This is a genomic window from Roseovarius halophilus (ex Wu et al. 2025), assembly GCF_047086965.1.
This window is the reverse complement of sequence record NZ_JBKOTX010000161.1, coordinates 1-12,337: the sequence shown is the minus strand read 5'-3', so window position 1 is coordinate 12,337 and position 12,337 is coordinate 1. Positions and strand designations below refer to the sequence as shown.

General features: G+C 67.9%; 11 protein-coding genes. 6 read left to right on the top strand and 5 right to left on the bottom strand.

Annotation, left to right across the window (positions count from 1 at the left end; translation table 11 throughout):
* The first annotated feature begins 170 nt into the window (after window positions 1–170).
* On the top strand, window positions 171–743 hold the full coding sequence (locus tag ACH107_RS24275) for a YceI family protein (protein ID WP_412508069.1): 573 nt from the start codon (window positions 171–173) through the stop codon (window positions 741–743).
* A gap of 87 nt (window positions 744–830) precedes the next feature.
* Here the strand turns inward: ACH107_RS24275 and ACH107_RS24270 are convergent, their stop codons facing one another.
* Entirely contained in the window at window positions 831–2,096 is a 1,266-nt protein-coding gene (locus ACH107_RS24270) for an MFS transporter (protein ID WP_412508068.1), read from the bottom strand.
* A 210-nt stretch (window positions 2,097–2,306) separates the two neighbouring features.
* Here ACH107_RS24270 and metG point away from each other — a divergent pair, with 210 nt between their 5' ends.
* Window positions 2,307–4,025 (top strand): methionine--tRNA ligase, encoded by a 1,719-nt coding sequence (gene metG / locus ACH107_RS24265; RefSeq protein WP_412508067.1) that lies wholly within the window; start codon window positions 2,307–2,309, stop codon window positions 4,023–4,025.
* 18 nt (window positions 4,026–4,043) lie between these two features.
* Here the strand turns inward: metG and ACH107_RS24260 are convergent, their stop codons facing one another.
* Together ACH107_RS24260 and ACH107_RS24255 are read right to left on the bottom strand one after the other, a co-directional pair.
* Window positions 4,044–4,748, bottom strand: coding sequence for a hypothetical protein (locus ACH107_RS24260; RefSeq protein WP_412508066.1), 705 nt, complete (start codon window positions 4,746–4,748; stop codon window positions 4,044–4,046).
* Entirely contained in the window at window positions 4,745–7,186 is a 2,442-nt protein-coding gene (locus ACH107_RS24255) for a Lon protease family protein (protein ID WP_412508065.1), read from the bottom strand. Before ACH107_RS24255 ends, ACH107_RS24260 begins: the two co-directional genes overlap by 4 nt.
* Before the next feature lie 152 nt (window positions 7,187–7,338).
* On the opposite strand from ACH107_RS24255, the gene ACH107_RS24250 reads away from it, so the two are divergent.
* Complete coding sequence (locus tag ACH107_RS24250; protein WP_412508063.1) at window positions 7,339–8,445, top strand: pyridoxal phosphate-dependent aminotransferase; 1,107 nt, start codon at window positions 7,339–7,341, stop codon at window positions 8,443–8,445.
* A gap of 56 nt (window positions 8,446–8,501) precedes the next feature.
* On the top strand, window positions 8,502–8,687 hold the full coding sequence (locus tag ACH107_RS24245) for a hypothetical protein (protein ID WP_412508062.1): 186 nt from the start codon (window positions 8,502–8,504) through the stop codon (window positions 8,685–8,687).
* Here the strand turns inward: ACH107_RS24245 and ACH107_RS24240 are convergent.
* Entirely contained in the window at window positions 8,684–9,880 is a 1,197-nt protein-coding gene (locus ACH107_RS24240) for a pyridoxal-phosphate-dependent aminotransferase family protein (RefSeq protein WP_412508060.1), read from the bottom strand. The genes ACH107_RS24245 and ACH107_RS24240 overlap by 4 nt on opposite strands.
* A 138-nt stretch (window positions 9,881–10,018) precedes the next feature.
* Between ACH107_RS24240 and ACH107_RS24235 the strand changes: the two genes are divergently transcribed.
* Window positions 10,019–10,702 (top strand): tyrosine-protein phosphatase, encoded by a 684-nt coding sequence (locus ACH107_RS24235; protein ID WP_412508059.1) that lies wholly within the window; start codon window positions 10,019–10,021, stop codon window positions 10,700–10,702.
* Between the two features lie 2 nt (window positions 10,703–10,704).
* Here ACH107_RS24235 and ACH107_RS24230 read toward each other — a convergent pair whose 3' ends face one another.
* The gene (locus ACH107_RS24230) at window positions 10,705–11,376 is read right to left on the bottom strand and encodes a TIGR04283 family arsenosugar biosynthesis glycosyltransferase (RefSeq protein WP_412508057.1); all 672 of its coding nucleotides are present in this window, start codon (window positions 11,374–11,376) and stop codon (window positions 10,705–10,707) included.
* A gap of 67 nt (window positions 11,377–11,443) precedes the next feature.
* Here ACH107_RS24230 and ACH107_RS24225 point away from each other — a divergent pair, with 67 nt between their 5' ends.
* The gene (locus tag ACH107_RS24225; protein WP_412508056.1) at window positions 11,444–12,175 is read left to right on the top strand and encodes a YgfZ/GcvT domain-containing protein; all 732 of its coding nucleotides are present in this window, start codon (window positions 11,444–11,446) and stop codon (window positions 12,173–12,175) included.
* Window positions 12,176–12,337: the final 162 nt, after the last annotated feature.

The following is a 12,337-nucleotide window of genomic DNA, read 5'->3' as shown; positions in this document are numbered from 1 at the left end:
CGCCCATGCGGCGCAGGCACGCCGGTGGACACTCGAACGCCGCCGCGCCCGCACCGCGCCACCGCGCCGCTGGTGCCTCTCGGGCCGTCCGGGAAACTGGCGGCTGACCCCTGACGCCGACATGGGCTGAAAATCGTTTCCCCGCGCCGCGGATGGTCTATCATGCGACCATGCCGTGTTTCGCCCGCCTTGCCGCCCTGATCGCGCTCACCGGCCTCATCGCCATGCCGGCGCACGCGGCGCCCGAACGCTACGCGCTCAACGCCGATCAGTCGCAGGTGGGCTTCACCTACCGGCTGAACGATGCGCACCACCACGGCACGATGCCCGTCAAGTCGGCCGACATATGGCTCGACCTTGCCCGCCTGCCCGCCAGCCGCATCGACGTCACGCTCGACGCGCGGGGGGTGCGCGCGGGGTTCATCTTCGCCACGCGGGCGATGAAGGGCGCATCGCTGCTCGACACCGCGCATCACCCGGAAATCCGATTCCACGCCACGCGGATCGTCGGCGACCTGTCCGGCGCCACCATCACCGGCATGCTCACCATCCGCGGGATCACCCGGCAGGTCACGCTGCACGCCCGGCTGTACCGCCGGCACGGAACCGACCCGGGCGATCTGGACCGCCTGACGGTGATGCTCACCGGCGCGGTCAGCCGTTCCGCCTTCGGCGTGACGGGCTATGCCGGCCTCGTGGCTGACGAAATCGGCTTGCGCATCATTGCCCGCATCGAGAAATGACACCCGCCCGGCGGGCAACGCGGCACCGTCGCGATACCGCCCCGCCATTGACGCGATACCGCAGGCCCGGCCGCGCCGTTCCGCGCCTCATGCCTCCGCGTCCGCCGCCTCGTCGTCCTCGGCCTGCTCGGCATACCATTCCTGCGCGGCGGCAAGCGCCACGGGCGACGCGGTCGGCTGCACGCCCAGATAGGCGCCCGTCTCGTCCACGGGAATCGCGGGCCGCCGCGTCATCCGCCAGCCCGCGTATAGCGTGATGGCAAGGAAGAGCACCGTGATGAACAGCCAGAAACCGCCCGGCCCGACCAAGTCCATCAACTGGCCCGTCGCGATGGGTCCAACGATCGCCCCGACCCCGTAGACAAAGACCAGCCCGCCCGACGCGGCCGCCATGTCCTCGACGTCCAGATAATCGTTCGTGTAGGCGATGAAGAGCGCGTAAAGCGGGTTGGCCACGCCGCCCACCATGAAGGCGAGCACCAGCAAAAGCTCGAACTGCGCCCCCAGCAACAGGCCCCCCGCACCGGCCACCGTGCCGATGGCGGCCAGCCCGAGGATCAGCACGCGCCGGTCCATCCGGTCCGACAGCCAACCGACGGGAAACTGCAGGACGAGCGAGCCCACGAAGATCGCCGCGACGAAGCTGGTGATCTGGGCCACGCTCAGCCCGGCGGCCGACCCGTAAATCGACGCCATGCCGAACTGCGCCGCGAACACCCCGCCCAGCAGAAGCGTCCCGATGCTGGCCAGCGGCGAATTCTCGTAAAGCCGCCGCAGGCTCATGGGCTTGGCCGTCTCGAAGGCCGGGGTGGGGCTGATCGACAGAAGGATCGGCGCAAAGGACAGCGACACGAGGATCGACGGGATCACGAATAGGAAGAACCCGCTCGCCTCGCCAAGGTTCATCAGCCCCTGCGCCGCGATCATGCCCAGCATCTGCGCGATCATGTAGGCCGACAGGACCTTGCCACGCGACTGGTTGTCGGATGCGTTGTTCAGCCAGCTTTCGGCGGTCACGTAGACCCCGGACAGACAGAAGCCCAGAACCACGCGAATCGCCGTCCAGCTGTACGGATCCGTGAGCAGCGGAAACGCGATGAGACCCGCGGAAATGAACGACGCCAGCGCCGCGAACACACGCACATGCCCCACGCGCCGGATCAGCTCGGGTGCCACGCGGCTACCCACGAGGAAGCCGAGGAAATATCCCGACGTGATGATCGACAGTTCCAGCGTGCCGAACCCCTCCAGCCCGCCGCGCACGCCCATCAGCGTGGCCTGCATCCCGTTGCCGATCATGATCAGGATCATGCCCAGAAGCAGCGCCCAGACCGAAGCGAGTACCTTGATCATGACCCGTGCCTTTCCAGATGGGGCGCGCCACCGCCGGCGCCTGCACTTGGCCGCTAGCAGCGCCTTGGCGATGGGTCAAACACCATTTGCGCGCGCATCGCCCGAGGTGCACGGGCCGGGCGCAAAACCGGGTCACCGGACGTCAGCACCCTCTGGCCCTGTCCGTTCGGCTGCGCTAAAGGGGGCGGGCAACGCAAGCGCAGGACATACATGGCACGCCACCTCGTCACCTCCGCCATCCCGTACATCAACGGCATCAAGCATCTGGGCAACCTTGTCGGCTCGCAATTGCCGGCCGACCTTTTCGCGCGGTTCCAGCGCGCGCGCGGTCACGAGGTACTGTTCCTGTGCGCCACGGACGAACACGGCACGCCGGCCGAACTGGCCGCCGCCAAGGCGGGCAAGCCGGTGGCGGAATACTGCGCCGAGATGTGGCAGGTGCAAAAGGGCCTCTCGGACGGTTTCCGCCTGTCCTTCGACCACTTCGGGCGGTCCTCGAGCCCGCAGAACTGCAAGCTCACGCAGCATCTCGCCGGCAAGCTCCACGAGGCCGGCCTGATCGAGGAGGTGACCGAGAAACAGGTCTATTCCCGTGCCGACGGGCGCTTCCTGCCCGACCGCTACATCGAGGGCACCTGCCCCGATTGCGGCTATGAAAAGGCCCGCGGCGACCAGTGCGAGAACTGCACGAAACAGCTTGACCCGACCGACCTGATCGACCCGCGCAGCGCCATTTCGGGGTCCACCGACCTGGAGGTGCGCGAGACCAAGCACCTTTACCTGCGCCAGAGCCTCATGCGCGACCAACTCGACGCGTGGATCGATTCCAAGACAGACTGGCCTCTGCTGACCACCTCGATCGCCAAGAAATGGCTGCACGACGAGGGCGGCCTGCGGGACCGCGGCATCACCCGCGACCTTGACTGGGGTATCCCCGTGAAGCGCGGCGAAGAGGATTGGCCGGGCATGGAGGGCAAGGTCTTCTACGTCTGGTTCGACGCACCCATCGAGTACATCGCCTGCGGTGCCGAATGGGCCGAGGCGCGGGGGCTGGACGACGCGGCTTGGCAGCGCTGGTGGCGCACCGACAAGGGGGCCGACGACGTCCGCTACACCCAGTTCATGGGCAAGGACAATGTGCCGTTCCATACCCTGTCCTTCCCGGCGACGATCCTCGGGTCGGGCGAGCCGTGGAAGCTGGTGGACTACATCAAGTCCTTCAATTACCTCAATTACGACGGCGGCCAGTTCTCCACGTCGCAGGGCCGCGGCGTCTTCATGGATCAGGCGCTGGAGATCCTGCCGGCGGATTACTGGCGCTGGTGGCTGCTCAGCCATGCGCCGGAAAGTTCCGACAGCGAATTCACATGGGAAAACTTCCAGTCGTCGGTCAACAAGGACCTCGCCGATGTCCTCGGCAACTTCGTCAGCCGCGTGACCAAGTTCTGCCGTTCCAAGTTCGGGCTGGAACTGCCCGCCGGCGGCGCACTTGGCGCCAGAGAAAACGCTCTGATCGACACGCTTTCCGGCCGCATCCGCGCCTACGAGGCCCACATGGACGCCATCGAGGTCCGCAAGGCCGCGGCGGAGCTGCGCGCCATCTGGGTCGAGGGCAACGAGTACCTGCAGGAGGCCGCCCCGTGGGCCACCTTCAAGCAAGACCCCGAAACCGCGGCCATGCAAATCCGGCTGGGGCTGAACCTCGTCCGGCTCTATGCCGTCCTGTCGTCGCCCTTCATCCCCGACGCCGCCGCCGCGATGCGGCGCGCCATGCGCACGGATGACACCGAATGGCCCGGCGATGTCGGCGCGGCACTGGCCAAGCTGGCGCCCGGGCACGGCTTCGAGGTGCCCGAGGTGCTTTTCACCAAGATCACGGATGAAAGCCGGGAGGACTGGCAAAGCCGCTTCGCGGGCACGCGCGACTGACGCGCCCGGCGACCACGGTCAGGACGCGTCGCTCACCTGCACGAGGTCGCCCATCCCCGACAGCGCGACAGGGCAGCGCGCCGCCGACAGGAAAAGACGCAGGTCATTGATCGTCGCGATACGTCCGGCATGCAGGCTGGTCAGGATCACGGCGGCATGCAGACGGTCGACCTTTTCCGAGACCAACGCCGCGCTTTCCTCGAGCGGGGCCTCGATGACGGTAACGTCGGTCCCCAGTGACGCCGCGAGGGTCTCGGCGGCGGCCTTCAGATCGGGCTCGGGGTCGTCAGGGTCGAGGATGAGCACGACCCGCCCCTGGTATTTCCGTATCGGCCGGTACCCGAACATCACGAGGTCCGATTGCCGGGCGGCCCGCCAGACCGTCTCGGCCAGATCCCCCGCGGCAAGGTCAAGGCGCCATTCCGCCGAAGACCGCCGCGCGGCGGCCGACAGGCTTTCGCGGATGGCGCGGGCCTCGCTCCGCGCGATCTCGCGCGCCCGCTGCGCCGTGGGAACCTCGATCAGCGCGCCGGTTTCGGTCACGACGCGCTGCCGCCGTCCGACGGCAAGGCCCGACGTCATTTCATCGACGAGAATTCCCGTGATGGCCGCCGGCCCCATGCCGAGCAACGCCTCCAGAAACGGCATCGCGGCCTCGGCATCGGCGAAACTGCGCACGCCAAGGATGACCTGCCTGAGTTCCCTTTGCACCTCCGGCGTCATGACGCATCTCCCGTGCCCGGCGCCGATTTGCGGTCAACGAAGGCCCGCCGCGCCTTCGCGAAACCTTCCAGCCGTGCCTCGACCAGCGCGTTGATGCTGTCTTTCTCGAATGCGCCGTCCTCGCCCCGTACGCCCGCCGGACGTCCCGTCAGGACCTCGAGCGCCGCGTCCACCGTTCGGACGGGAATGACCCGGAACCTGCCCGCCTTGGCGGCCTCGACCACCCTGTCGCGCAGCATCAGGTGCTCGACATTCGCGGCCGGGACCAGAACGCCCTGCTCCCCGGTCAGCCCGCGCGCGGCGCATACGTCGAAGAACCCCTCGATCTTTTCGTTGACACCGCCGATCGCCTGCACCTCGCCCAGCTGGTTGACCGACCCCGTGACCGCGAAATCCTGCCGCAGCGGGCGGTTCGACAAGGCCGACAACAGGGCCAGCAGTTCGGCGCAGGAGGCGCTGTCGCCGTCGACACCGCCGTAGCTCTGCTCGAAAACCAGCGTCGCGTGAAGCGAGAACGGCATGTCCAGCGCGAAGGTCGCCGAAAGATACCCCGACAGGATCATCACGCCCTTGGAGTGGATCGGCCCGCCCAGTTCGACCTCGCGCTCGATGTCTATCAGCTTGCCGGACCCGAGCCGCGTGCGCGCCGTGATCCGGGAGGGGCGCCCGAAACGGTAATCCCCGAGGCTGATGACGGACAGCCCGTTGATCTGGCCAACCTTCTGCCCCTCGGTATCGATCAGTATCGTGCGGCGCTCGATGGCCTCGTGCATGCGGTCCCTGACACGCGCGGCGCGACGTTCGCGTTCCGCCACGGCGCGGTCCATGTCAACGGCGCCCACGGCCTCCGCCCCGCGCCCGCGCGCGTAATATTCCGCCTCGCGGAAGATGTCGGACAGCATGTCCAGCCGCAGCGACAGCTTGCGCGCGTCGTCGGAAATGCGCGCGGCCTCGGTCAACAGACGCGCAAGACCGCCCTTGTCCGGCGGCAACAGGTCCCGCGCGGCGACATCGCGCCTGATCGACTGCGCCAGTTCCAGCGCTGTCTCGTCGTCGCGGTCCACCGATTCCTCGAAATCGGACTGGACCTTGAACAATTGCGAAAAGTCGGGATCCAGCATCAGGAGAAGCGCATGGGTCAGCCGATCCCCGATCAGCACGACACGCACGTCCAGCGGGATCGGATCAGGCTCCAGCGACGTGGTCGAGACAAGGCTCATGCGCTCGGCCATCGACGTGATCGTGATGGCCTGCCGCCTGAGACACCGCTTGAGCGCATCCCACGCGAACGGCTCGGACAGGACGCGGCGCGCGTCGAGCAGGAGAAACCCGCCATTGGCGCGATGCAGGACACCCGGCCGGATCAACGTGAAATCGGTGACGAGCGATCCCATGTGCGAGATGTGCTCGATCCTGCCGGCCAGCCTGTCCAGCGTCGGCAGTTCCTCGGTTTCGACCGGCGCGCGCGCCTCCGCACCGTCCGCCGGCGCCACCATGACGTTGACCATGTAGCGGTGGAACGCCGGGTCACCGTGGGACTTGGCGGTGGAAGCGGGGAAAGGCCCGTCATTGCCGGAGCGCGACGATTGCAGAAACAGCTCGGCATTGGTGATCATGTCAGTGCGGACCTGCTCCAGGTACTCGACGATCTGATCGATATCGGCGAACCGTTCCCGTGCCTCGGAAATGCGGGCCGAGACCGCGCGTTCGGCCATTTCCGCGTTCAGCGTCTCAAGCCGCGACCGGTGCTCGCGGGCCAGTTTCGGGGCCCGGCCCAGAACCTTTGCCAGATCATCCTGGAAGCGCGAGATCTTCTCGTCTATCGCCTCCTGCTCTTCCTTCGGCAGTTTCTGGTATTCCTCGGTCTTGATGACCTCGCCGTCGCGCATGGCGGCCACCATGTAGCCCATCGGCGTGCGCAGCACCGCGACACCCGCCTTGCGGGCCCGTTCCGCGAACTGCGCCATCGCCTCCTCCTGGCGGGAACCGAACTCCTCGTCGAGGGCGCGGCGCTGTGTCTGGTATTCCTCGGATTCGAAAAAGGCCGGGATATCGCTTGCCAGGTCGTCCACCACGCCCTGCATCTCCGCGCTCAAACGCTTGGCAGTACCGGAGGGCAGGCGCATCGCGACGGGCCGGTGCGGGGTGTCGAAATTGTTGACGTAAACCCAGTCCGACGGTCTTTCGCGACGCTCGGCGTATTCATGCAGGATCCGTTCGACGGCGGTGTGGCGCCCCGTACCCGTGGGCCCCAGAACGAAAAGGTTGAAATCCTTGTGCGACATGTCGACCGACAGCCTGAGCGCGTCTATCGCGCGCGCCTGGCCGACAGGCTCGTCACTCCCGGTTTTCGGCCCGGCAACATCGGGCATTGCGTCCGCGTCGCATTGCCATCGCAACCGGTCGGGCGAAAGCGCGGCGGGGGTATCCTTGGTCATGTGGCTTTCCTGACTCCGATCATGTCATGCCGAGCGTGCCGCCGGCAAAGCGCCTTGAATATGATCGAAATCAATCAGGGGCGACGCGTGGCCCGCAGGGCGCGCGCGCGGTTCGGCTTGCAACCGGGCCCGTGATGGCCTTATCTGCCCGCATGACAGGACCACGCTACACCGACCTCGTCCAATCCCTTCCCGCAACCGTGCCGTTCGTCGGCCCCGAAGAACAGGAGCGCGCCCGGGGGGAGGCGTTCGCCGCCCGTCTCGGCGCCAACGAGAACCTTTTCGGCCCGTCGCCCGCGGCCATCGACGCCATGCGCGAATCCCTGGCCGATATCTGGAAATACGGCGACCCGGGCAGCCATGACCTGCGCCTTGCCCTTGCCGCGCACATGAACGCGGCGCCCGAAAACGTGCTGGTGGGCGAAGGTATCGACGGGCTGTTGTGCAACCTCGTGCGGCTTCTCGTGGCGCCGGGCGATGCGGTCGTCACCTCGGAGGGGGCATATCCGACCTTCAACTACCACGTGGCCGGTTTCGGCGGCGCACTGCACAAGGTGCCCTATCGCGACGATCACGAGGATATCACCGCGCTGTTCGACCGCGCACGGGAAACACGCGCCAAGCTGGTCTACCTTGCCAATCCCGACAACCCGATGGGCACGCGGCACAGGGGGGAGCGCATCGCCGCCGCGCTCGACACGTTGCCCGACGGCTGCCTCCTGCTGCTGGACGAGGCCTATGTCGAGTTCGCGCCTGCCGACACCGTCCCGCCGATCGCGCCCGACGACCCGCGCGTGATCCGGATGCGCACCTTTTCCAAGGCCTACGGGATGGCCGGCGCCCGCGTCGGGTACGCCGTGGGCGCGGCGGACTTGATCCGCGCCTTCGACAGGATCCGCAACCATTTCGGCGTGAACCGCGTCGCGCAGGTCGGGGCGCTGGCAGCCCTGCATGATCGGGCATGGCTGCAGCAGGTCCAGGACAGCATGGCGCAATCACGCGCCGAAATCGAGCGTATCGCCCGCGAAAACGGGCTGACGGCCTTGCCCTCGGCCACCAGTTTCGTGGCGGTGGATTGCGGCGCCGACGGGGCATTCGCCCGCGAGGTTCTCGAAGGTCTGCTGGCCCGCGGCGTCTTCGTGCGCATGCCGGCCGTCGCCCCGCTGGACCGCTGCATCCGCATCAGCTGCGGCCCCCCGGCGGAAATGGCGGTCCTGGCCCGGACCCTGCCACGGGTCCTTTCCGATCTGCGCGGGTGACCGGCCGGGCCGAAAATTTTCCCTGACACGGGCGGAAATCGCGGTAAACTCCGCCCATGCGACGTGGAATCATGCCTGCCGCCCCCAACTACACCAACGCCGCCCTCGTGATGGGGCTGATCAACCTGTTCTGGATGCTGACGGTTCTCTGGATCACGTTCGGGCTGCCGGCAGTGCTTCTGGCGGGATTCGTGCTCGACAAGCTCATCAGCCGGCTGTCACGACGCGGGCGGCGCGCCTAGTCAGCGGCCACCTCGCGCGCCGCGGCCTCCAGCGCGCCGCGCCCGCGGGGAATGTCGAGCGCGGTCAGCCCGGCCTCGACCGAGGCGAGCATTCCCAGCACCATGTGCGCGTTCACATGCCCCATGTGCCCCATGCGGAAGAACCCGTCGGAGCCGGGATCGGCGGGCGTGTCCATGCCCAGCCCGATCCCCAGCGTGACGCCGGCATTGTCCTGCAACCAGCGGCGCAGGCGCGTGCCGTTCGGCGCGCCAATGGCCAGCGACGTGACGGCCGTGCTGCGGTTTTCGGGTGCGGCGACATTCAGCCTCAGCGGCCCGTCCTGCGCCCACGCATCGCACGCCGCCCAGATCGCCCTGGCCAGCTGCGCATGCCGGTCCCAGACGGCCTCCAGCCCCTCGGCCGCGATCATGTCCAGCGCGGCGCGCAGCCCGTACAGGTGATGCGTGGGCGCGGTGCCGCCGAAATACTGGTAGAACCTTTCAGGGTCGGCGCGCGGGCCCCAGTCCCAGTACCGGCTGACGCGCGGCAGCGCGGCGCGCGCGGCGGCCGCGCGATCGTTGAACCACACGAAGCCCAGGCCGGGCGGCACCATCAGGCCTTTCTGGCTGGCCGCCACGGTGACATCCACGCCCCAGCCATCCATCTCGAACCGGTCGCAGGCCAGCGAGGCAATGCAATCGGCCATCAGCAAGGCCGGGTGGCCCGCGGCGTCCATGGCGCCCCGAATCCCGGCGATATCGTTGCGCACCGAGGTCGATGTATCCACGTGCGTGGCAAGCACCGCCTTGATATCGCGCGCCGTGTCGGCGCGAAGCGCGGCCTCGATCCTTGCCGGGTCCGCCGGGGCTTTGCGCCCGAAATCAAGGATCTGCACATCCAGCCCGAGCCCGCGCGCCACCTCTCCCCAGCCGTGGCCGAACCGGCCCGTCGCAGGGATCAGCACCTTGTCGCCCGGGGTCAGCACGTTGGCAAGCGCGGCTTCCCACGCGCCGTGCCCGTTCGCGATATAGATCGCGACCTGCCCGCCGGTGCGCGCCACCGCCTTCAGGTCGGGCACGAGCGCGGCGGTCATCTCGATCAGGTCGCCTTCGTAGATGTTGGGGGCCGCGCGATGCATCGCGCGCAGCACGTCGTCAGGCACGACGGAGGGGCCGGGAATCGCAAGGTAGGAACGGCCGTGGGACAGGTTCATGAAAGGGATCTCCGCTGGGGCTCTTGCGGACATTACCCGCCTGTCCCGCACCGTCAATCGGCTTGCCTTGCCCTGCCCTTCGCCCTAGACGGGGCCAATGTCGGCGGCTGACCGCCCCAGACCGAGAGTGCGCACCGCATGAAGCTGTTCAAACGGATTTCCGATTGGGAACGCAGGCTGCGTGCCTCCTACAATACCGACCTGTCCACGCCCGAGAACCGGCGCCGCGCGCACATATACAACCTGTGGTTCGATCATGCCGTCCTGCGCAAGGTCTGGACCAACTTCTTCGAGGTGGCGCCGGGCGTCTACCGGTCCAACCATCCCACGCATGAGCGTTTCGTCAAGCTCAAGGCGATGGGCATCCGCAGCGTGCTGAACCTGCGCGGCGCGGCCGGGGCGGCGCACTACCTGGCCGAGGAGGAAAGCTGCCGCCAGCTCGGCCTGACCCTCGTGAACTGCACGCTGCACGCGCGCTACGCGGCCCCGCGCGATGATATACTCGCCGTCATCGACGCCTTCCGCCATATCGAGAAACCGTTCGTGATGCACTGCAAATCCGGCGCCGACCGGGCAGGCTTCGCCTCGGCCATCTACCTTCTGGTGATCGAGGAGCGCCCCGTGGCCGAGGCGCGGCGGATGCTGGGGCTGAAATACATCCATCTGAAATGGTCACGCACCGGCGTGCTTGATTACATCCTCGACCAGTACGAGGCCCGCGCCGCGCAATCGCCCATCGGCTTCGAGCACTGGGTGGCCACGGAATACGACCGCGACGCCATTCAGGCGGGCTTCGACCGCGCGAGGAAACCGGTTTTCTGACCTCAGTACCGCCGCGCCAGCCGGGCCGGATCCGCCCCCAGAAGGTACCGGACGAGCCGCCACAGGTTGCGCGCGCCCCGGCGCAGCCAGCCGTCACGCCGATATTTCGCCGCGCTGGTCGTGACCGCGAGCGCCAGCAGGTCGCGCCGCCCGCGCAGGGCCCGCGCCATCGCCACGTCCTCCATCAGCGGGATATCGGGATGGCCGCCCACCGCGTCATGCAGCGCGCGCGGCAGCAGCAAGGCCTGATCACCATAGGGCAGGCCGAAAAGCCGCGTGCGCAGGTTGGCCCAGCCGGCCACCAGCCGGGGCATCAGCCCGGGCGAGTCGAAACGCAGCCGGAAACAGGCCGCCCGGCCGGTCGCGACCTGCCCGCGCACGGCCTCGGTCCAGCCGGGCGGCAGCACCGTGTCGGCATGCAGGAAAAGCAGCCAATCGCCCTGCGCCGCCGCCGCGCCGCGCCGCAACTGACCGCCGCGCGACGGCGGCCCCGTCACCAAGACCCCCCCGGCGGCATCGGCCACCGCCAAGGTGGCATCGTCGGACCCGCCGTCCGAGATCACCAGTTCGCGGATCAACCCGGCCTCCAGCCCCTCGGCCAGCGCCGGCAGGCTGTCCCGCAGCCCGGATTCGGCATTCAGTGTCGGCATGATCACCGAAAGGCGCGCGCGCATGTACGACCCCCCTGTTGCCCCGCGTCCCCGAACCTATATTACGGACAGCCACAAGACGGGAGGCCCCATGTCACGCGCCATATTCGAGATCACGGGCAGCGACGCCGAAAGTTTCCTGCAAGGGTTGATCACGAACGATCTGGCCAAGCTGGACGAAGGGCTGCTGTACACCGCGGTCCTGACCCCGCAGGGCAAATACCTCGCCGATTTCTTCCTGCTGCGCCGCGACGGCGCGATATGGCTCGACGTCAACGACGACCTCGCGCAGCAGCTTTTGCAACGGCTGACCATGTACAAGCTGCGCGCCGATGTCGAGATTTCGCCAAGGGACATCAAGGTGCGGCGCGGCACCGGCGCTGCCCCCGACGGCGCCCTGCCCGATCCGCGCCATGACGCGCTCGGCTGGCGGCTCTACGGCGACGAGGGGGGCGATGACGGCACCGACTGGGACGCGATCCGCGTGGCCCATTGCATCCCCGAAACCGGGATCGAGCTGACCCCGGACACCCTGATCCTCGAAGCCGGGTTCGAGCGTCTGAACGGCGTGGATTTCAAGAAGGGCTGCTATGTCGGGCAGGAAGTGACCGCGCGGATGAAGCACAAGACGGAATTGCGCAAGGGCCTCGTCACGGTCGACGTGACAGGCGCCGCCCCCGTGGGCACCGCGATCACGGCCGGCGAAAAACCGGCCGGCACGCTCTACACGCAGGCCGATGGCAAGGGCATCGCCTACCTGCGCTTCGACAGGGCAAAGGGCCCGATGACCGCCGGGGAGGCCGCGGTCACCTACCGCGGATGACCCTTGCCCGACGGATCGCCGGCGCGCTCGGGCGCGAGGTCGCTGACCTTGCCCCGCTGCATGGCGGCGACCTGTCGGATGTCTGGCTTGCGCGGCTTGCGGATGGCGGGCGCGTGGTCGCCAAGACCGGCCCGCGCGTCGCGGCCGAGGCGCGAATGCTGC